This window comes from Streptomyces barringtoniae (assembly GCF_020819595.1).
Lineage (GTDB): Bacteria > Actinomycetota > Actinomycetes > Streptomycetales > Streptomycetaceae > Streptomyces > Streptomyces barringtoniae.
The window spans coordinates 113,137-133,036 of sequence record NZ_JAJHNP010000012.1; the positions used below are offsets into that span (position 1 = coordinate 113,137).

The 19,900-nt window shown below is 72.3% G+C and carries 15 protein-coding genes; 6 read left to right on the forward strand and 9 right to left on the reverse strand.

Translation table 11 applies throughout. The features are described from left to right. Positions 1-43: 43 nt before the first annotated feature. On the reverse strand, positions 44-1,852 hold the full coding sequence (locus LMU33_RS22865; RefSeq protein WP_228622392.1) for a hypothetical protein: 1,809 nt from the start codon (positions 1,850-1,852) through the stop codon (positions 44-46). Between the two features lie 221 nt (positions 1,853-2,073). Here LMU33_RS22865 and LMU33_RS22870 point away from each other — a divergent pair, with 221 nt between their 5' ends. After that, positions 2,074-2,877 (forward strand): putative protein N(5)-glutamine methyltransferase, encoded by an 804-nt coding sequence (locus tag LMU33_RS22870; RefSeq protein ID WP_228622393.1) that lies wholly within the window; start codon positions 2,074-2,076, stop codon positions 2,875-2,877. Positions 2,878-2,889: 12 nt separating this feature from the next. On the opposite strand, the gene LMU33_RS22875 is transcribed toward LMU33_RS22870, so the two are convergent. Beyond that, positions 2,890-4,968, reverse strand: coding sequence for a SpoIIE family protein phosphatase (locus tag LMU33_RS22875; protein ID WP_228622394.1), 2,079 nt, complete (start codon positions 4,966-4,968; stop codon positions 2,890-2,892). Between the two features lie 328 nt (positions 4,969-5,296). Here LMU33_RS22875 and LMU33_RS22880 point away from each other — a divergent pair, with 328 nt between their 5' ends. After that, the gene (locus LMU33_RS22880; RefSeq protein ID WP_228622395.1) at positions 5,297-6,178 is read left to right on the forward strand and encodes a hypothetical protein; all 882 of its coding nucleotides are present in this window, start codon (positions 5,297-5,299) and stop codon (positions 6,176-6,178) included. A gap of 104 nt (positions 6,179-6,282) precedes the next feature. Next, positions 6,283-6,654 (forward strand): hypothetical protein, encoded by a 372-nt coding sequence (locus LMU33_RS22885; protein WP_228622396.1) that lies wholly within the window; start codon positions 6,283-6,285, stop codon positions 6,652-6,654. Between the two features lie 12 nt (positions 6,655-6,666). Here LMU33_RS22885 and LMU33_RS22890 read toward each other — a convergent pair whose 3' ends face one another. Further along, positions 6,667-7,080 carry a tautomerase family protein gene (locus LMU33_RS22890; RefSeq protein ID WP_228622397.1) on the reverse strand — a complete coding sequence of 138 codons (414 nt, stop codon included), beginning with the start codon at positions 7,078-7,080 and terminating at the stop codon, positions 6,667-6,669. A 169-nt stretch (positions 7,081-7,249) separates the two neighbouring features. Between LMU33_RS22890 and LMU33_RS22895 the strand changes: the two genes are divergently transcribed. Both LMU33_RS22895 and LMU33_RS22900 read left to right on the forward strand, forming a co-directional pair. Next, positions 7,250-9,265, forward strand: a complete 2,016-nt coding sequence (locus LMU33_RS22895) for an NADPH-dependent 2,4-dienoyl-CoA reductase (RefSeq protein WP_228622398.1) — start codon at positions 7,250-7,252, stop codon at positions 9,263-9,265. Between the two features lie 31 nt (positions 9,266-9,296). Further along, complete coding sequence (locus tag LMU33_RS22900; protein WP_228622399.1) at positions 9,297-9,842, forward strand: PadR family transcriptional regulator; 546 nt, start codon at positions 9,297-9,299, stop codon at positions 9,840-9,842. Between the two features lie 21 nt (positions 9,843-9,863). Here the strand turns inward: LMU33_RS22900 and LMU33_RS22905 are convergent, their stop codons facing one another. Both LMU33_RS22905 and LMU33_RS22910 read right to left on the reverse strand, forming a co-directional pair. Further along, positions 9,864-10,451, reverse strand: coding sequence for a hypothetical protein (locus LMU33_RS22905; RefSeq protein ID WP_228622400.1), 588 nt, complete (start codon positions 10,449-10,451; stop codon positions 9,864-9,866). A 203-nt stretch (positions 10,452-10,654) separates the two neighbouring features. Then, positions 10,655-11,632, reverse strand: a complete 978-nt coding sequence (locus tag LMU33_RS22910) for a fibronectin type III domain-containing protein (protein WP_228622401.1) — start codon at positions 11,630-11,632, stop codon at positions 10,655-10,657. A 508-nt stretch (positions 11,633-12,140) separates the two neighbouring features. Between LMU33_RS22910 and LMU33_RS22915 the strand changes: the two genes are divergently transcribed. After that, positions 12,141-12,878: a glycoside hydrolase family 75 protein gene (locus LMU33_RS22915; protein WP_228622402.1), complete on the forward strand. Its 738-nt coding sequence runs from the start codon at positions 12,141-12,143 to the stop codon at positions 12,876-12,878. 21 nt (positions 12,879-12,899) lie between these two features. Here the strand turns inward: LMU33_RS22915 and LMU33_RS22920 are convergent, their stop codons facing one another. The 4 genes from LMU33_RS22920 to LMU33_RS22935 all read right to left on the reverse strand — a co-directional run bounded on the left by LMU33_RS22920 (position 12,900) and on the right by LMU33_RS22935 (position 19,308). Beyond that, positions 12,900-13,310, reverse strand: a complete 411-nt coding sequence (locus tag LMU33_RS22920; RefSeq protein WP_228622403.1) for a PTS-dependent dihydroxyacetone kinase phosphotransferase subunit DhaM — start codon at positions 13,308-13,310, stop codon at positions 12,900-12,902. Beyond that, positions 13,307-13,912, reverse strand: coding sequence for a dihydroxyacetone kinase subunit DhaL (dhaL, locus tag LMU33_RS22925; protein WP_228622404.1), 606 nt, complete (start codon positions 13,910-13,912; stop codon positions 13,307-13,309). Before dhaL ends, LMU33_RS22920 begins: the two co-directional genes overlap by 4 nt. Positions 13,913-13,979: 67 nt before the next feature. Continuing rightward, positions 13,980-14,972 (reverse strand): dihydroxyacetone kinase subunit DhaK, encoded by a 993-nt coding sequence (gene dhaK, locus LMU33_RS22930; RefSeq protein WP_228622405.1) that lies wholly within the window; start codon positions 14,970-14,972, stop codon positions 13,980-13,982. A 265-nt stretch (positions 14,973-15,237) separates the two neighbouring features. After that, positions 15,238-19,308 carry a beta-galactosidase gene (locus tag LMU33_RS22935; protein WP_249814121.1) on the reverse strand — a complete coding sequence of 1,357 codons (4,071 nt, stop codon included), beginning with the start codon at positions 19,306-19,308 and terminating at the stop codon, positions 15,238-15,240. Positions 19,309-19,900 lie beyond the last annotated feature (592 nt).

The window sequence follows — 19,900 nt, forward strand, 5'->3', positions numbered from 1 at the left end:
TGGGCGGAAGAGGGCGGAAGAGAAAGGAGGTCAGGAAGAGGGTTCAGAAGAACGTGACGGTTCGGGTCTGCCGTCGGGAGGGGCGGCGGCTTCGGCCGGTGCGGCGGCTCGGGTCGGTGGAGGTGCCGCCGGGGCTGGTCAGACCGGCCCGGTACAGCCCGTAGGCGATGCGCCCCTCGGCGGCCGCCGCGAGCTCGTCCCGCAGCGGCCCCTCGCGCAGCACCGCGCCGGGGCCCAGCAGCCCCTCGACCACGGCCAGCGCGCCCTCGGTGTCACCGTGGTCCAGCCGTTCCCGCACACCGGCCAGGCAGTCGGGGCGCCGGTGCGCCTCGTCGATGACCCGCAGACAGGGCAGCGACGGTCCGCCGAGCGCGGCCAGCAGCTCCTCGCGCCGGATCTCGTCCGGAGCGTGGTCCAGCGGTACCAGGACACCGTCGACCAGGCCGACCCGGTGCGTGGCTCCCCGGCACTCCACCTGACGCGCCCGTTCCAGCGGATCCGGATCGCTGAGCGCAGCGGGCGTCGTGGGGCCGGGCAGCAGCGCGGCGGCGACCAGGGGATGCAGCCGGTCAGCGCCGATCAGCCCGGCACGCAGCAACTCCAGATCGGGTGCCACCCAGGTCGCCGCATCGGGCAGCACCGGTACGGCGGACACACCGCCCGGCGGAAGCTCGTCGACGATCCGCACGCACGGCGCACCGTCACGGCTCGGGACCCGGTGCCGCACCCCGGCCGGGCCTGGTACGCCGTCGGCTGGGCAGGCTGTGCGTGGGTGTTCGGCGGGATTCGGGGCGTCGTGCCCGTCCGTGATGTGGTGCGGTTGGCCGTGGCGCCGCATCCTGTCCGGGCCTGGTACGCCGTCGGCCGGGTGGGGTGCGCGTGGGTGTTCGGCGGGTTCCGGTGGGTCGTGGTCGTCGGTGGTGTGGTGCGGTTGGCCGTGGTGTGGCGCGCCGGATGGGTCTGGTGTTCTGTCGGTCGGGCAGGCTGGGTGCAGGTGCTCGGCCGGATTCGGGGCGTCGTGCCCGTGCGCGGTGTGGTGCGGTTGGCCGCGGCCCCGCATCCTGGCCAGGTCCCTCGGCCCGACGGACGGGGCGGCCCCGCAGCGGTTCTCGGTGGGATCCGGTGTGTCGCTCCCGTCCGCCGCCACCGTCAGGAGCAACCGGCGGCCGCCGCCGAGCCGTACGGCGAAGGTTCCGCCGGTGTGTCCGTCGGCGCGCAGCAGGATGTCCGCCTCGGCCGCCCACCGGCCGACGGCACAGCCATGTCCGGGCGGGACGAGACCCAGCGGATCGTCGTCCGGCGGCGCGGGGCCGCCGGCGCCCGACCGGTCGCGCAGCTCGCCGGCCCTGCCGGCGTCCCACAGGTGCCGGTGCAGATCGAGCCGGTAGCGGCGGTTGGGGCGGGGATGGGGATGGCGGCCGGCGGGCGCGTCGGCCGGATCGAACAGGGCGAGACCGATCCGCTGGCCGGCGTCCGCCCAAGCCGGTGGGGTACGGGCCACCAGGTGCAGTGGTCCGGCCCGGCCGGGCCGCTCGTACCGGGCCAGCGTCAGGGTCAGGCCGGGGCGCAGCAGCCCGTCGGGCGCGATCCTCGGCATGTGCCAGCGCAGCAGGTCCGGGGCGAGACGGCGCAGGTCGGCGCGGAGCCGGGCCGCGATCTCCCGGCCGTGGGCGCGGGCGACGGACCGCAGATCGAGGTCGACGTCGATCCGGGCGGCGGCGCAGGCACCGGCCCAGTCCCCGGCGGCACGGCGGGCGGTGGCGAGCTCGATCATGGACGGTGGCACGGCGTACGTCCGTACGCGCAACCACATGGAAAGCCGGGAATCCCCGTACGCGGTGGAAGGGAGCATCAGCGCTCACCTTGCGCGGACGGGTCCCCCAATCTCTGCGAGGCGTGAGTCGTCATCGCGGCGAGAGTAGCCGCCCGCCCGGCACCGCGCCAGGTGTTTTTCCCGCCCGGAACCGGGCCTTCCCCTGGGGTAGGCTGGGCGTCCGGTCGCGGACGGTGCACCGGCAGCGGTGACCGCGAGAGCGCCCTGAAGTCCCGCGCTCCGAAAGGCTTTCGGCCCCCATGTCCTCTTCTGGTTCCCTGTCTTCTTCTTCTCGTTCTTCCCCCGCCGCCCTCGTCTCCGCGCTGCGCGCCGCCGGGTGTGTCTTCGCCGAGGACGAGGCGGAGTTGATCCTCGCCACCGCCCGCACGCCCGAGGAGGCCGCCTCGATGGTCGAACGGCGCGCCGCCGGGCACCCCCTCGAACACGTCCTGGGCTGGGCCGAGTTCCACGGAGTGCGGGTCACGGTGGAACCGGGCGTGTTCGTCCCCCGCCGCCGTACCGAGTTCCTGGTCGACCAGGCGCTGGCCCAGGCGCCGCGGGCGGGGGTCGTCGTGGACCTGTGCTGTGGCTCCGGCGCGCTCGGCGCGGCCCTCGCCGCCGCACTGGACGGTGCCGAGGTGCACGCGGCCGACATCGACCCGGCCGCCGTACGCTGCGCCCTGCGCAACCTCGCCGCCTTCGACGGCCGGGCCCACCAGGGCGACCTCTACGACGCCCTGCCCACCCCCCTGCGCGGCCGCGTCGGCATCCTGACCGCCAACGTGCCGTACGTCCCCACCGCGGAACTGCCACTGCTCCCGGCCGAGGCCCGCGAGCACGAACCGCGCGTCGCCCTGGACGGCGGCGCGGACGGCCTGGACGTGCTGCGCCGGGTGGCCACCGGGGCACCCGAGTGGCTCGCACCGGGCGGCTGCCTGCTGACCGAGACCAGTGAACGCCAGGCACCGGCCGCCGTACGGGCCTTCGCGGACGCGGGTCTGACGGCCCGTCTGGCGGTGTCCGAGGAGCTGTCCGCGCACGTGGTGATCGGCGTACGGCCCTGACGCCCGTCCCCGCTACGGCAGTTCCTGCGCCCGGGCGATCAGCAGGGCGACGTCGTCGTGGTTGTCCGGGTGGTGCAGGGTCCGCAGGAGGAAGTCGCAGGTCTCCTCCAGCGGGCGGGCCGGGTCGTCGAGCAGGGACAGCAGGAGGTCCAGGCGTTCGTCCAGGGAGTGGCGGCGGGTCTCCACCAGCCCGTCGGTGTAGAACACCAGCTCGTCGCCGGGCTCGAAGTCGACGGTGACGGTGGAGAAGGCGATCCCGCCCACGCCCAGCGGCACCCCGGTCGGCAGGTCGAGCAGTTCCGGAGGCCGGCCCGGGCGGAGATGGGCCGGCGGCAGGTGGCCGGCGTTGGCGATCCGGCACTGGCGGGTGTGCGGATCGTGCACGGCGTACATGCAGGTCGCGATGGAGTGGTCCAGGGCCGACGTGGTCTTGTCCAGGTGCTCCAGCAGCAGCGCCGGGTCGAGGCCCAGGGCGGCCAGCGTGGTGGTCGCCGTGCGCAGCCGGCCCATGGTCGCGGCCGCGCTGAGCCCGCTGCCCATCACATCGCCCACCACGAGCGCGGTCTTGCCGCCCTCCAGCGGGATGACGTCGAACCAGTCGCCGCCGACCTCGCTGGTCGCCCCGGCGGGCTGGTAGCGGGAGGCCACCTCCAGGCCGGTCGTCACCGGCGGACGGCTGGGCAGCAGACTGCGCTGCAGGGTGAGGGCGGTGTTGCGGGCGTTCTGGTACCAGCGCGCGTTGTCGATCTGCACGGCCGCGCGGGCGGCCAGTTCCCGGGCCAGCAGAACGTCGTCGTCGTCGAACGGCGCCGGATTGCGGGTGCGCTTGAGGTCCAGGGCGCCGAGCACCTCGCCGCGCGCGATCAGCGGCACCGCGAGATACGAGTGCAGGCCCGCCCGGCCCAGCAGCTCGGCCGCCTCGGGGGAGCGGGCGATGCGCGGCAGGTCCTCGTCCTTCACGTGCGGCACCAGCACCGCCTCGGCCGAGCGTACACACTCGGTGATCAGCCGGTCGGGCTCGTACGTCGCGATCCGGCCGGGCGGGTCGGCGGCCCGTGCCACGTCCGAGCCGTCCTGCGGGCGCACCGCGAGGGCCCGGATCACCGCCGACTCCGACGGGCCGAGCGTGCTGCGCCGGCCCTCCACCACCGAGTCCAGCAGGTCCACGGCGGCCACGTCGGCGAGTTCCGGTACGGCGACCTCGGCCAGCTCGCAGGCGGTGCGGTCCAGGTCGAGCGTCGTGCCGATCCGGGTGGAGGCGTCGGCGATGACCGCGAGGCGGCGCCGGGCGGCCTCCGCCTCCAGGGAGGCCCGGTGCTGCTCGGTGATGTCGACGACCGAGACCGCGACGCCGAGCACATTGCCCATGGTGTCGTCGAGCCGGTACAGCGAATGCGCCCAGGTGTGGTCCTCGTCCGGGTCGGCGGGGGTACGGCCGACCAGGGTGTTGTCGATGACCGGCACACCGGTGTCCAGCACCCGCCGGGCGTCGGTCTCCACCGGCTCGGAGTCGAGCATGGGCAGCACCTCGCGCAGCGTGCGTCCCACATGCTCGGCGGCGGGCATCCCGTTGATCTTCTCAAGGGCGGGGTTGACCGAGACGAACCGCAGCTGGGTGTCCAGGACGGCGTAGCCGATCGGCGACTGCTTCACCATCCGCTCGGACAGCGCCACGTCCTGCTCCAGCCGCCGTACGGTCGACTGGTCGGCGCAGAGCCCGAGTGCGTACACGTCACCGCGGTCGTCCAGCAGACGCATGTTGCGGAACTCCACCAGGCGGGTGCTGCCGTCCTTGTGCCGGATCGGGAAGCCGCCCGCCCAGCTCTGCCCGGTGCGCATCACATCGGCGAAGAGCTTGCCGACGAGCTCGAAGTGCCGCTCGTGGACCATGAGCCGGGCGGCGTACTCGCCGAGGGCCTCCTGCGCGCCGTACCCGAACAGCTCCTCCGCCTGGGGGCTCCACAGCACGATCCGGCCGGCGGTGTCCAGCACCACCGACGCCACGCCCAGCACGTCGAGCAGGCCGCCCGGCCGCACCGGCCCGCGTGCGGGCTCGCCACCCTCCGTCACCGGAGCCTCGGCTGCGCTCATGCCATGTACCGCCTTCGCCCGTCCGCACGGCACGTCGTCCCCCGTGCCGACTCCCCTTGATCCACCGCGTTCACACCCGACTCTCCGACGCCGTCGCCGGTTACCTCCACCATCTCTCACCACAGCGGTGCACGTCCGCCCAAGCCGTCACGCCGGGACCCGACCGCTTGCCCGGACATCCTGCACGTCCCTTCGGCGGACCGGGAGAGTTCAGGCTCATGTTGCTGCATTGGCCTGTACATGACTAACGCGCCACGCCAGACTGTCCGCCGACCGAGTGTTCCCGCCCGCCCGCCTTGTGCCCCCACCCCCGTTCGAGGAGTCGGCCATGCCCGCGTCCGCCCGGCAACGTTGTCACGCAGTTCTCGCCGGTCTCGTCACCCTCGCCACCGCCGCCGTCGTGTCCCTCACCGCGCCCGTGCCCGCCTCCGCGGCCGACACCTGGACCGAGACCGGCTCCGACCGCGCCCGGCCGCTGGACGAGAGCCAGGGGCTGACCTCCGTGGAGGTCCCCGCGAACAGCCCCAACCGGTACACCGGCATCGGCACCATTCCCCTCGGTGTCTCCAGCCGCGGCTGGAACCACGTCGGCGATCCCGACGCCTCGTACAACGGCTACTACATCGAGCCCTATCAGCAGGACAGCGGCAACTCGAAGATGTACCGCGTGCAGGCACCCGACGGCACCTGGTCGGAGTACGTCCACACGCTGAGCCCCGGCGAGGCCCTGAACAACTCCTGGGACGCCATCTCGCCCGACGGCCAGTGGATGCTCTCGGGCGAGTGGGGCACCATGAACCGCCTGCTGGTCTTCCCGACCCCCGGCGTCAATCCGTCCACCTCGCCCTCGGCGAACCTCCCGCAGGTCTCGAACGTCAACCTGGACCACGCCGTCCGTGACGTCCAGGGCTGCGACTTCTCCGGCCCCACCACCCTGCTGTGCTCCTCCGACGACCCCGACGGCAGCCTCTTCGGCATGACCAAGCCGCTGCTCCAGATAGACCTGTCGGCCCCGCCGAACGGCTCGGGAGACGTCACCGGCCATGTCACCGCCCTGCGCCAGCTGCCGCTGCGCAGTGCCTGCTCCGGCACGTTCGAGGTCGAGGGCATCGACTACGACCGCCGCACCGGCGTCCTGCGCGTGATCGTGATGTCGCCGGGCTTCTGCATCCTGACGGACAGCAAGACGTACAAGTTCTCGCGCGGCTGAGCCCGCCTGGGGTGTGCCGACCGGCCGGTGGTGCTTTCCTGGGGATGGACGCGGTTCGGCGGGGTACCCCCTTCCACCGCGGCGCGGCACGAAAGGAGCGATCAATGGCACACACGGAGCGGTCGCACCCGGAAACCGTCATGGTGGAGATCAGCGGTTCCAAGGAGGACGCCCGCCTCGTCTTCGACGCGCTGAGCTCCTGCTTCGCCTCCGACCGGGGCGCGGACGAGATCCCTCAGCAGCTCCACGAGGTCCGGCCCATGGTGTGGCTCGGCACGTACGACGTCGCGGACGCCCGGGGGCCGGGATGCCCGCCGGTCCACCTCGACGCGACCATCCAGGCGGACGTCCAGGGCGGCTACTGGGCCGTGGACCGGTTCCGGCACACCCTGGACTCGATGTTCACCGTCGAGGAGACCTGCACGGCCTCCGGCGACCAGGAGAGGGACCTGCATCTGCGGCTGCGCAGCCGCTGACCCTCTCGCGCACTACGGAAGCGCCCCGGCCGGCTCCCCGTCGGCCGGGGCGTACTGCGCCTCGCCGTCGCCGAAGGACCAGTCGATGCAGGTGTTCTCGGTGACGCTGACCAGCACATTGCGCGGCGCGGTGCCGGTGCGCTCGTGCACCAGCTCGGCGATCCGCCGGTAGAGCGCGCGCTTGCGCTCCGGGGAGCGCCCCGAGCGCATGGTGATGGCGACGAAGACGACCGAGTCGTCCTTGCACAGGCCCAGGTGGTCCCCGTGGCGCAGGGTGCTGGTGGCGCCGTCGTGTCCGGTCAGGACCTGGAAGCGGTCGTCGGGCGGGACGCCGAGCGTCTCCACCAGGGCGTCCTGGACGGCCCGGCCGAGCGCGTCGAGGCGGGCGGGGTCGGTGCCGAGTGTGTCTATGCGGACGAAGGGCATGGTGGGGCGTCCTTTCGGAGCGGGCCGGGCGGTTCCGTGTCTTCCAGCGTGTACATACTAGTAGGTACAGAGTGTTCCGCGTCACCCCTCCCCAGTTGTGCAACTAGTTGCATAAAGGCTCCGGCTTCCTCTACAACAAGAGGCGACGACACCGCGCACGGAGGGCCCGATGAGCCGTTACCCGCACCTGATGACCCCGCTCGACCTGGGCTTCACCACCCTGCCCAACCGCGTGCTCATGGGTTCCATGCACGTCGGTCTTGAGGAGGCCGAGCGCGGCTTCGAGCGCATGGCGGCGTTCTACGCGGCCCGCGCCCGCGGTGGAGTCGGTCTCATCGTCACCGGCGGCATCGCGCCCAACGAGGAGGGCCGGCCGTACGAGGGCGGCGCCAAGCTCACCACCGAGGCGGAGGCCGAGCAGCACAGGGTGGTCACCGAGGCCGTGCACCGCGAGGGCGGCCGGATCGCGATGCAGATCCTGCACTTCGGGCGGTACGCCTACCACCAGGACCTCGTCGCCCCCAGCCCGCTGCAGGCGCCGATCAGCCCCTTCGCGCCGCGCGAACTGACCGACGCCGACGTGGAGCGGACCATCGACGACTACGCCCGCGCCGCCCGCCTCGCCAGGCAGGCAGGCTACGACGGCGTGGAGATCATGGGCTCCGAGGGCTACCTCATCAACGAGTTCATCGCCGCGCAGACCAACCGGCGCACCGACCGCTGGGGCGGGTCCTACGAGAACCGGATGCGTTTCCCGGTCGAGATCGTCAAGCGGGTGCGCGAGGCCGTCGGCGAGGACTTCATCGTCATCTACCGCCTCTCCATGCTGGACCTGGTCCCGGGCGGCTCCTCCCTCGACGAGGTGATCGCCCTCGGCAGGGCGGTCGAGACCGCCGGGGCGACGATCATCAACACCGGCATCGGCTGGCACGAGGCCCGCATCCCCACCATCGCCACCTCCGTGCCGCGCGGCGCCTACACCTGGGTCACCAAGAAGCTCATGGGCGAGGTGTCCGTGCCGCTGGTGACCACCAACCGCATCAACACCCCCGAACTCGCCGAGGAGCTGCTGGCGGGCGGTTGCGCCGACATGGTGTCGATGGCCCGCCCGATGCTGGCCGATCCCGACTTCGTCGCCAAGGCCGCCGCCGGGACACCCGAGGCCATCAACACCTGCATCGGCTGCAACCAGGCCTGTCTCGACCACACCTTCAGCGGAAAGATCACCTCCTGCCTGGTCAACCCGCGCGCCTGCCACGAGACCGAGCTGGTGCTCTCCCCGACCCGGCTGAAGAAGCGCGTCGCGGTCGTGGGCGCGGGTCCGGCCGGACTCGCCTGCGCGGTCTCCGCCGCCGAACGCGGCCACGCCGTCACGCTGTTCGACGCGGCGAGCGAGGTCGGCGGCCAGCTCAACGTGGCCCGCAGGGTCCCCGGCAAGCAGGAGTTCGACGAGACGCTGCGCTACTTCCGCCACCAGCTCGACGCTCACGGTGTGGACATACGCCTCGACACCTGGGTCACCGCAGCCGACCTGGACGGTTACGACGAGGTCGTGGTCGCCACCGGTGTCACCCCGCGCACCCCCGACATCCCCGGCGTCGACCACCCCCGCGTCGTGGGCTACCTCGACGTGCTGCAGGGCGGCGCGACCGTCGGCGAGCGGGTCGCCATCGTCGGCGCCGGCGGCATCGGCTTCGACGTCGCCGAGTACCTCACCGACGGCGGGGACAAGGCGAGCGAGGACCCGGAGACGTACTTCCGCGCCTGGGGTGTCGACATGGACTACCGGACGCCGGGCGGCCTCGCCGCACCGCAGCGGCCCGCCCCGCCCCGCCGGGTGCACCTGCTCCAGCGCAAGACCACCAAGGTCGGCGCCGGGCTCGGCAAGACCACCGGCTGGATCCACCGCACCGAGCTCAAGCACCGCGGCGTGACCATGGTCCCGGGCGTCCGCTACGACCGGATCGACGACGCGGGCCTGCACATCACCGTCGGCGAGGAGAGCACGGTGCTGGAGGTCGACACGGTGGTCCTGTGCGCCGGCCAGGAGCCGCGCCGCGACCTGTACGAGGAGCTGGCCGCCGCCAGGCGCAGCGTCCATCTGATCGGCGGCGCGGACGTCGCGGCGGAACTGGACGCCAAGCGGGCCATCAAGCAGGGCACGGAGCTGGCAGCGGCGCTGTAGGCCCCGTACGGGCGATCCCTAGGATGAGGCCATGTCACTCCCGCACGCGATCCTCACCGCCCTGCTGGAAAAGCCGTCGTCGGGGCTGGAGCTGACCCGCCGGTTCGACAAGTCGATCGGCTACTTCTGGTCGGCGACGCACCAGCAGATCTATCGCGAGCTGGGGCGTCTGGAGGCCGACGGCCTCATCCGCGCCCTGCCGGCGGAAGCGCCGGCCCGCGGGCAGAAGAAGAGCTACGAGGTGCTGCCCGCGGGCCGTGCCGAACTGGCCCGGTGGGCCGCCGCCGCGCAGGACCCCAAGCCGCTGCGGGACACGCTCCTGCTGCGGCTGCGGGCCGCGGCGGTGGTCGGCACGGCGGGCCTGGACGCCGACCTGCGCCGCCATCTCGAGCTGCACCGGCGGCAGTTGGCCGAGTACCGGGAGATCGAGAAGCGCGACTTCCCGCCGGACCGGGACGCCCCCGAGGACCGGATGCGCCATCTCGTGCTGCGGGCCGGCATCGACCTGGAGACCTTCTGGACCCAGTGGCTCACCCACGCCCTGGCGGAGTTCGCCGAACTTCCCCAGGGCGACTGAGCCGGGTCCGCAGACGGTGCGTCAGAGCCGGTACGGCCTCGAACGCCGGCGCAGATACCAGCCCGTGGCGATGACCCCGGTGCCCACCAGCGCCGCGCCGATGCCCAGCGTCAGCGGACCGTAGTCCCGGGCGGCACCGCCCAGGCCGCCCAGCACACCCCGGGAGGGCGCCGGCGAGGCCGATGACGAGGTCGTGGACGAGGTCGTGGATGAGGACGTCGACGAGGTCGTCGAGGAGGTCGTCGGCCCCGAGCCGGACGAGACGGTCACCGACTGGTTGCCCGCGGTGCTGCCGCTGGAGCACACCACGACGACGGTGTACGTCCCCGGGCTCACTCCCCGCCAGGCCGCGGACTGGCTGACGGACGTGCCCGCCAGAGACACCTGCCGACCCTGGGCGAAGTTCGCCTGCTTGCTGGTGAGCAGGGCCGCGTTGCCCCAGCTGCCGTTGATCTCGGAGCATGCGCTGGTGACCACCGAGACGGTGGACCCGGTGGTGCTGACGGAGATGCCCGAGGCCGCGGCGGACGGCCCGGCGAGGGCGGCGGGCAGCGCCGCGGCGGCCGCCAGGGTCAGACCGGAGCGGACGAGGAGTCGCGAGGGATGCATGGGCTGGCCTCCGGCGGCACGGTCGGCGGTACGTCCCATGCGCCGCCAGGGGTCGGGAAACGTCCGTGCTGCCTGGGCAGCAGCCAACGTGGGCGCGGGAGCGGCCGCACCTGGACGGGAGCCGGTCAGGTGACCGTGTCCCACGTCCGGCGCAGGGCGGCGCCCACGCGGCGGAGCCGCATGACTGCACGGTCCCGAGCCGCTCACGGGGCTGCCGTGGTCACCGTTCGCTCCGGCGACCAGCCGCCCCACGTGCCGTCCGGCAGCCGTGCCCGCAGCCGCACCCGGTGTTCCTCGCCGGCGTTCCGGCCGACGTAGAAGCTGTAGCTCGACCGGCCGGTCGGTGGGGTGCCGCCCCACACCAGCGAGGTCGCCGCGGTGCCGTCGAGCCGGATCCGGTACTCGGTGATCACCCCGTCCACGGGCGGCGGATCCCAGGACAGATCGATGTAGTACGCCCCGCCGGCCCGGTGGGTCTTCGCGGTGAAACCGGTGGGCGCGGTGCTGCGCCCATCGTCGGTGCCCGGGGTCGTGAGGCGGACCGGGGCGCTCGCGGGGGAGAGGTTGTCGGCGGCGTCGCGGGACCGCACCGTGAAGACGTAAGCGGTGCCGGGGCGCAGTCCGGTGACCACGGTCGTGCTCTGGTTCCCGCCGACGCTGTGGATCTTCGCCCCGCCCTGGTACACGTCGTACGACACCACACCCCGGTCGTCCCGGGACGCGCCCCACGACAGCTGGACCTCCCGGGCGCCGAGCACCCGCCCGGCGGGATGCGACGGCCGGGTGGGCGCCGAGCGGTCCGCCGGCGCCATGGCCGGTGTCCGCGCCCGCACCGCACGGCTCGGCGGTCCGAGCAGCCCGTCGGTGTCCCGGGCCCGCACGGTGAAGGCATACACGGTGGACGGCCTGAGCCTGGTGACGTCCACCATGTGCTGTGAACCCGGAACATCCTCCACCTTCGTGGTGCCGCGATATACCTCGTAGGTGCGGACACCGGGGCTGTCCGGTACCGCGTTCCACATCACGTGGACGCTGGTGGCGCTGCCCGCCTGTGCGGTGACCCCGGTCGGAGCACCTGGTGCCCGGCCTTCGTCGTCTTCGTCGGCCTGGCTCCAGCCGCAGGACGCGACCAGCAGCAGGGCCCCGCAGACCAGCACGAGCGGCCACGGAACGCGTCGCACGGCTCTGCCTCCCCCGGAACGGCGGCATGGGCATCACGCAAAGGTCCGGACCAATATGGCGCGGCGGGTGCGGCTCGGCAAGGGGGCCGCGTGGGTGACCGATGCGGGCCCGTGTTGGTGACCACACCGGGAAGTTACGTATGCTGAGGGCCCCGACGGCTGAACTGCCCCAGGGAGCAGGGAAGTTCATGCCGCGTGGCGCGGACACGCTGTCGTCGCCTATCCCGCGCCGGTGCGGGCGGCCGGGGGATCCGGACCGGATTCGGCCCGGATCCCCGGCCCCTGCTGTCGAAAGTCACCGCCCCTCTCGTCGTCCTGCCGCCGTCCTTCCGTTTGACCTGCCGTTTTACTTTCCTGTGTCCCTCACGCGCGTCAGAAGCTTGCTCCATCCGGCCGCTTCGGAGCGCCCCGTACGGCCGGTGGGCGTGGACGCGCACCACAGTGGGCGGGATGTCCGCCGCGCAGCGGCCGGACGTCCGCCCCGTCCCCGACGAGAGGGTCCATCATCGTGCGTGTCCCGTCGCTGACGCCGGCCCTGGCCGGCGTCGCCCTGCTCGCCCCGGCCGCGCTGCACGTCCCGGCCGCGCTGCACGTCCCGGCCGTGCTGCCCGCCCCGGCCGCCCCCGGCCCGCCCCGGGAGAGGCCCGTGGCCCGTAGCGAGGGCGCGGTGGCCGCCACCGACCTGCTGGCCCGGCTGGGCGAGTGCCACCGGATCTCCCGCGGCCGGTACCGCACCGACGCCGGCCGTCCCCGGACCGTGCCCGTCTGCGGCACCCGGGACGCCGTCTTCTGGAAGGCCGACATGGACATCGACTGCGACGGACGGTCCACCGCCCGCTGCAACCCCGGCACCGACCCGCAGTTCGCCGCCACGACCGCCTACCAGCAGTCCGACGGCCGCCATCTGAGCGCGGAGAGACTGCCCTACATCGTGGTGCCGGCCCCCAGCCGCACCTGGAACCCCCGCAAGCACGGCGTACGGGGCGGCTCGGTCGCCGCCGTCGTCTACCGGGGCCGGGTGCAGTACGCCGTGGTGGGCGACACAGGCGCGCGCGACGTCATCGGCGAGGCCTCCTACGCCACGGCACGGGGCCTCGGCATCCGGGCCGACCCGCGCGGCGGCGGGGTGCCCTCCGGGGTCACCTACATCGTCTTCAGGAACTCCCGCGTGAACCCCATCCAGGACCACCCGGCGGCAGTGGCCGCAGGAGCGCGGCTGGCCAGGCTGTTCCTCGCGAACAGGTGACCGGCCGGCCCCCGCGGCCGGTCACACCTTGCGGTAGCCGTACGCCTCCGCCGCCGCGGCCTCCACCGCGTCCAGGTCGGCCCCCGTGGCGGCGGTGACCACCGCCGCCACCGCACCCTCGACGAACGGCGCGTCCACCAGCCGGGTGCCGTCCGGCAGTTCGTCACCCTCGGCGATCAGGGCCTTCACGGTGAGCACGGCACTGCCGAGATCGGTGAGCACCGCCACCCCGGCGCCCCGGTCCACGGAGGCCGCCGCGGCGGAGATCAGCTCGGCGCTGGTGCCGAGCCCGCCGCCCTCGGTGCCGCCCGCCGGCGCCACGGGCACCGCGGGAGCCCCGCCCGCCAGGCCCTTCGCCAAGTCGGCGACCGAGGCGGCCACTTCCGCGCTGTGCGACACCAGCACGATCCCGACGACCTTCTCGTCGCTCACCGTCCGCCCTCTGCTGCCTCTTGCAGACTGGCGATGAGCAGCGCCGACGAGGTCGCCCCCGGGTCCTGGTGGCCGATGCTGCGCTCGCCGAGATAGCTCGCCCGGCCCTTGCGCGCCTGCAGCGGGACGGTGGCCATCGCGCCCTCCTCGGCGGCGGCCCGCGCGGCGGCGAAGCCTTCGCCGAGCGCGTCCACGGCCGGCACCAGGGCGTCGATCATGGTCTTGTCGCCGGGGGCCGCCCCGCCCAGCGCCATCACCCCGTCCACGCCCGCGCGCAGCGCCTCGGCCAGCTCCTCCTCGCTGACCTCGGCCTCGTCGCCGAGCGCCTTGCCGGTGCGGCGCAGCAGCGTGCCGTACAGCGGCCCGGACGCGCCGCCGACGGTGGAGATGAGCTGCCGCCCGGCCAGTACCAGGACCGCGCCCGGGGTGTCCGGCGCCTCCTTCTCCAGGGCGGCCCGTACGGCGGTGAAGCCGCGCTGCAGATTGCTGCCGTGGTCGGCGTCCCCGATCGCCGAGTCGAGGGCGGTCAGCCGCTCCGCCTCACGTTCGACGGACGCGGCGGTCGTCGCCATCCAACGGCGGAAGAAGTCGGCGTCGAGCACTGGATCTCCTTGCGTGGTAGAGGTGGTGACCGGCGTGCTGCGGGTGATGGTCGCCTCGTCCGCCGTATCACATCCCCCACCGCAGCGCAGGAGTGCTCACCGGCGCGTCCCACAGCCGCAGCAGCTCCTCGTCGACCTGACACAGCGTCACCGAGGCGCCCGCCATGTCCAGGGAGGTGACGTAGTTGCCGACGAGCGTACGGGCCACGGCGACGCCGCGTTCGCGCAGCACCCGCTGCACCTCGGCGTTGAAACCGTACAGCTCCAGCAGCGGGGTGGCGCCCATGCCGTTGACCAGCACCAGCACGGGGCTGCGCGGCGGCATGTCCTCCAGGACCGCGTTCACCGCGAAGTCGGCGATCTCCCCGGACGTCATCATCGGCCGCCGCTCCCGGCCCGGCTCGCCGTGGATGCCGATGCCCAACTCCAGCTCACCGTCCGGAAGATCGAAGGTGGGGCTGCCCTTCGCCGGGGTCGTACAGGCGCTGAGTGCCACACCGAAGCTCCGCGAGTTCTCGTTCACCTGACGCCCGATGGACTCGACCCGCTCCAGCGGCTGCCCCTCGGCCGCGGCGGCGCCCGCGATCTTCTCCACGAACAGCGTCGCACCGGTGCCGCGCCGCCCGGCCGTGTACAGGCTGTCGGTGACCGCCACATCGTCATTGACCAGCACCTTGGCGACCTGGATGCCCTCGTCCTCGGCCAGTTCGGCCGCCATGTCGAAGTTGAGCACGTCGCCGGTGTAGTTCTTCACGACGAACAGCACGCCGGCGCCGCTGTCCACGGCCGCCGCGGCACGCACCATCTGGTCCGGCACCGGGGAGGTGAACACCTCTCCCGGGCAGGCGGCGGCGAGCATGCCCGGGCCGACGAACCCGCCGTGCAGCGGCTCGTGCCCCGACCCGCCACCGGACACCAGCGCGACCTGCCCGGCCACGGGAGCGTCCCGGCGGACGATCACCCGGTTCTCCACGTCCACCGTCAGATCGGGATACGCGGCCGCCATCCCGCGCAGCGCGTCCGCCACGACGGTCTCCGGCACGTTGAACAGCATCTTCATGGGTGTCTCCTCGTGAGCTCGGCACTTCGGCTCAGGACCCTTCGGTGACGGGGCATCAGGTGCGGGCGGCCGCCCGGTGGAGGCGGCCGCCCGCCCCGTCTACTGGAAGTATCGACCTTGCGGCAGCGGAGGTCACTTGCGACCGAGCGGCTTTACGGTCTGTAGCGTCCAGTGGCCGACTGTGCTCGCACGAAACATCGCACAGAAGATCGCACGGAAGATCGCCCAGCAGATGACACAGCGGACGGCACGGCAGACCCAGGCCCTAGCCGCACGTCAGCGTCGGCATCGCCCAGTCGCCGTGGTCGTTGCCGTTGCCGTCTCCGGCGTCACCGACCTTGAGGTCGACCACCTGGGCGCCGCTGACGTCGACGTCGATCGGCACCGCTGCCTGTCCGCCGCGAATCGTGGGCGTGGTGACCAGGGTCCTGCCGTCGGCGATCACGGAGAACGTCACCGTTCCGGCACCGCCCGTCTCGTCGTCGACACCGACGTCCGCCGTCAACCGAGAGCACTTTCCGGCGAGATAGAGCTCGACGTCGCTGACCGAGTTGGTGCCCAGGCCCTTGGCGTAACCGACGCCGGCGACACGGATCGGACGGCCGTCCCCGGCCGCCTGCTCGCCGACGCTGCTGTCACGCTCCACCGGACCCCACCCGTTGGTGGACGACAGGAACGGCAGGTCGCTCACGGCGCTCTTCCCGGCCGGCGGGGCCGGTGGGATCCCGCCGACGATGCGCTCGTCACCGCCGGCAGACTGCCGTCCGTTCTGCAGGTAGCGCACAGTGGCGGTGAGTGCCGAGGCGGAGGGCAGCGTCCCGGCCGGCGGCTGGACCCTCCAGGTGAAGGTGGCCGATCCGCCGGGGCGCAGGCGCTGGACCGAGGTGGGGCTCGGGGCGCTCGCGCTCCAGCCGTCGGGCAGGGCGAGCGAGGCCGTCAGACGGGAGGCGGACGGCCGGTCCTGCGGCACCCGCACCGTCGCCTCGGCCGTGAAGGCCTGTCCTGACTGAGCGGTGTCCGGCACGTCCAGGGTGACATCCGCTCCCGGACGCTGCGGCATCGCGTACTTCCGGTGGTCGTAGCGGGGGCTGTCGTTCTGCGCGACGCGCAGGGACGAGGCATGGCTGCCGTAGTTCACGAGCGAGACCTTGCCGAGCCCGCCGGTGCTGCCGTCCAGGTTCCACACGGCGATGGCGATGCTGTTCCGGCCGTTGGGGTTCAGGATCCCGTCGGGGACCGGGAACGTGCTCTGCGGGCCCAGGTAGTTGACGTAGTTGCCGACCTGCCAGCCGTTCACGAAGATCGTGGCACGGTACTTGCGCGACGGGTCGTCACTGAACGACAGCCCGAGCGAGGTGTCCTGGCCGTGCGGCAGGTCCAGGCTGACGTCGGTGCGGTACCAGGACACCCCGGGACGGGTGTCGGTCGTCGGCAGGGACACCCGGTTCCAGTCGCCGTCCGGGTAGCCCGGCAGGGACCAGCCGGCCCGCTCGCCGTACAGGCCGCCCGTCGAGAGCGGGCCGCGCACCGGGTCCTGCAGGTCCTCGCCGCCCCGTACGCCCTGCAGCCGCCAGGTGACGGAGGTCAGCGGCGCCCCGACGAGCGAGGCGCTGGTCAGGCCGCGCGCCGTCTTGTTGCCGTTGGTCGAGTTGTAGTCCTCCTCGTGCCCCATGTTCACGGTGAGCACGGAGATGACGTTGTCGCCCTCCGGCCTCACCGAACCGGCCGGGAAGGCGAAGTCTGCGCTGCCGGTCGTGGAACTGCCCAGGAAGGTGCCGTTGAGCCAGGCGGAGAACGCCTGCGCCCTGCCGCCGGAGTCCGAGACCAGGTGGATGCCGGTCTCCTTGCCGGTGGCGTGGAAGCGGCCGCGGTACCACGTGTTGCCGGTGTGGAAGCCGTAGTCGTCCGCGTAGAGCACCGGCAGTGAGTTGACGCCGGAGACGCTGTTGGTGGTCGTCCTGTCGGCCACCTGCCAGCTGGAGTCGTCGAAACCGGGGGCCGCTTCGGGGGACTCCTCGGCGTGCTTCCAGTCGGTCAGCGCCGGCAGGTGGACCGGGGCCGCGACGGGAATCTGCCCGGTGAGGCTTCCCGTGTCGGTGGCCTGGGTGTTCAACGTCCCGCCGTTCCAGGTGACGTGGTCGGCGGAGGTGAACACCTCGATGTTCCTGTCATCGGCGTTGTCGCCGGTGAGTGCCACGGTCCGGCCGCCGTCCAGGCTGGTCGCCGTCCGCAGCAGGCGGGTGCCGCGCACGAGCACCGGACCGGTCGCCGTGTCCTGACGCCAGAAGGTCTCCGCCGTCGCCTTGTCGCCGACGAGCAGCAGCATCGGGCGCGATCCGCCGCCGCTGATGCCGATGCGGATCAGGCCCTTGTGCGTGTAGTTCAAGCGCAGGTCACCGGTGGCCGCGTCCCAGGTGGTCGTGACCGTGCCGCCGCTGCTGGTCACGGTGGGCCTGGAGGAGTAGTGCAGCACGGTCTCGCCGTCGCTGCCCGGATCGCCGTAGAGCACGGCGAGGTCCCGGCCCCCGACCGTCGCGCTGGTCATGATCTCCGACGTCGAGTACTGCAGTTGCGAGTCCCCGAGCCGGTAGTTCGCCACGATCACGTGCGAGTCGCGCCCGTCGAGCGTGATCGCGGTGCCCGGCTGCTGCGGCACGACCGGGTAGGTCGGCTCCGCGGCGGCGGCCGTCGGCACGTCGACGGCGTCGATGGCCACGTAGTTGTCCGTCGAGCCGGAGCCGTGGTTCCCGTCGACGACGATCTTCAGCGTGTGCGCCCCGGGCGCCAGGCCGGTCTTCTGGAAGATCACCGCCTGGTTCTCGCCGCCGGAGTCGTCGACCGTCGCCACCTTGGTGCCGTCGAGGTAGACGTCGGCGTAGCCGTGGTTGTTCGTCTTCGAGCCGATCCAGCGGATCGCGGTGCCGTCGAAGGGGACGGTGACCGAGTCACCGGCCTTGTTGGAGAACGACTCGGTGTGCTTGTAGTCGCCGCCGGTGTAGCTCTGGTCGGCCATGTGCGACCACGAACCGGCGTACTGCAGCGCGGAGTCGGGGTCGTCCCAGGTGTAGGTGGTGTCCGCGGCCGGCTGGGCGTTGAAGTCCAGCGAGATGTGGGTCCTGTCGACTGCCGTGGACGTGGAGTTCCCGTGCCGCAGGACGTGGAACTGTGTCTTGGTGTCGGGGTTCATCCGGGCGGTGTCGACGACCGCGGAGTCGTCCGGCGGTGTGGCCCTGATCGCCTCGGTCTTGGTCAGCGGGGCGACCGACTGCGTGAAGTACCCGATCAGCTTGTCCTCGTAGTACTTCGGATCGAGCCGGCGGTTCTCGCGGATCGCGGCCCCGTAGTCGTAGGACGTGTAGTTCTCCGGCATGCCCAGCCAGCCCCAGTTGGTGCCGCCGTAGGTCATGTAGAAGCTCTGCGCGGTGGCGCCGACGGCTATGTTCTGTTTGTAGAACACGTCGGCGAACCGGTCGTTGATCAGCTGTGCGCACTTGTCGTAGCCAGGCCCGCCCCAGGGGTCGAAGGCGCCGCCCTGGAACTCCGGTGAGTACAGCGGCTTGCCGTCCGGGTGGTCGTAGCCGATGTCGGGTACGCCGTTCCACTTCGACGGGCTGGAGCAGTTGAAGCCCTGCGGGTAGGAGTCCGGTCCGTCGACGTCCAGGGCGCCGGTACCGGAGTTGAAGGTGCCGTTGTTGTTGCCGGTCAGCGGTACCGTGATGCCGTCGGCGCGGGCCTTGTCCTCCAGGTGCTTCATGTAGGAGCGGCCGGCCGCCGAGCCGTTGTAGTACTCGTTCTCGACCTGGTAGGCGATGACCGACCCGGTGCCGTTGGTCAGCTGGTGGCGGGCGATGATCCGGTCGATCCGGGTCAGCCACTCGTCCGCGTACCTCAGGAACTGCGGGTCGTCACTGCGGTTGTGCCCGGCCTTGGTGGTCATCCAGCCGGGCAGACCGCCGCTGTCGACCTCCGCGTTGATGTACGGCGCCGGGCGCGCGATGACGTAGAGCCCGGCCTCCTCGGCCATGTCGAGCAGTTTGTCGACGTCGCGCACCCCGCTGAAGTCGTACACACCCGGCTTCGGCGAGTGGTATCCCCAGTCGAAGTACAACGAGGTGGCGTTGAATCCGGCGGCCTTCATCTTCTGGAAGATGTCGCGCCACAGGTCCGGACTCGGGAGCCGGAAGTAGTGGAACTCGCCGGACCACAGGTAGGTGCGCCTGCCGTCGACGAGGAACGAGTAGCCGTCGAAACTCACCGTGTGCGCCTGCGGACTTGCCGCAGGCGCGGCGGCGGGTGCCTGCCCGCCGGCGTCCTGCGCCGCGGCGGGCGCCGTCATGCCCGCGGCCAGGGCGATGGTCGCGGCCGTCGCGAGGGCCGCCCTCCGCCACCGACCGCGAACGGGTCTCGCGACCTCTGAACCGATCCGATCACTCCGCACTGCGGCCTCCAACCGACTGAGCAATCAGCATCAAACAGACTCAGGCAAACCCGAACAGTAAAGGGGCACAAGGCTCAACACAATGGGTCGGGAGCTCACCGGGAAGCAGATGTGGCGCCGCATCACCCGTGGCCGCCGCACGCATTGCCCGCCGCCGGACGGCTTCGGCCCGCGGTGATACGGGCGTTGCCCGCCGCATCCAGCCCCGGCCGGCGTGCCACTTGGGGAGGACGGCGGGGACGCCGCGGGCAGTTCGGCGCCGCTACGCGAGTGACGCGCGTCGAGGCGCCGGTCCGGTCAGGCGATCGTGGACCGCCCCAGCCCGGCGGTGAAGTGCCCTCCCCGGCAGGAGTGTTCGCGGCCGGGGCGCACAGGCAGGCCGGGTGGGAGGGCAGGCCCGACTGCGAGACGGCCGGCGTGCGCTCCGGGCCGCCGCTGGGCGGAGCCCTGGGGCCGGACGGTGGGTCGTCGCGGCTCCGCATCGGCCGGG

Bases quoted from the DNA above. Each gene is read 5' to 3' on its own strand.
- LMU33_RS22865 (WP_228622392.1), bottom strand. From the start codon at position 1,852: ATGCTCCCTTCCACCGCGTACGGGGATTCCCGGCTTTCCATGTGGTTG.
- LMU33_RS22870 (WP_228622393.1), top strand. From the start codon at position 2,074: ATGTCCTCTTCTGGTTCCCTGTCTTCTTCTTCTCGTTCTTCCCCCGCC.
- LMU33_RS22875 (WP_228622394.1), bottom strand. From the start codon at position 4,968: ATGAGCGCAGCCGAGGCTCCGGTGACGGAGGGTGGCGAGCCCGCACGC.
- LMU33_RS22880 (WP_228622395.1), top strand. From the start codon at position 5,297: ATGCCCGCGTCCGCCCGGCAACGTTGTCACGCAGTTCTCGCCGGTCTC.
- LMU33_RS22885 (WP_228622396.1), top strand. From the start codon at position 6,283: ATGGCACACACGGAGCGGTCGCACCCGGAAACCGTCATGGTGGAGATC.
- LMU33_RS22890 (WP_228622397.1), bottom strand. From the start codon at position 7,080: ATGCCCTTCGTCCGCATAGACACACTCGGCACCGACCCCGCCCGCCTC.
- LMU33_RS22895 (WP_228622398.1), top strand. From the start codon at position 7,250: ATGAGCCGTTACCCGCACCTGATGACCCCGCTCGACCTGGGCTTCACC.
- LMU33_RS22900 (WP_228622399.1), top strand. From the start codon at position 9,297: ATGTCACTCCCGCACGCGATCCTCACCGCCCTGCTGGAAAAGCCGTCG.
- LMU33_RS22905 (WP_228622400.1), bottom strand. From the start codon at position 10,451: ATGCATCCCTCGCGACTCCTCGTCCGCTCCGGTCTGACCCTGGCGGCC.
- dhaK (WP_228622405.1), bottom strand. From the start codon at position 14,972: ATGAAGATGCTGTTCAACGTGCCGGAGACCGTCGTGGCGGACGCGCTG.
- LMU33_RS22935 (WP_249814121.1), bottom strand. From the start codon at position 19,308: ATGACGGCGCCCGCCGCGGCGCAGGACGCCGGCGGGCAGGCACCCGCC.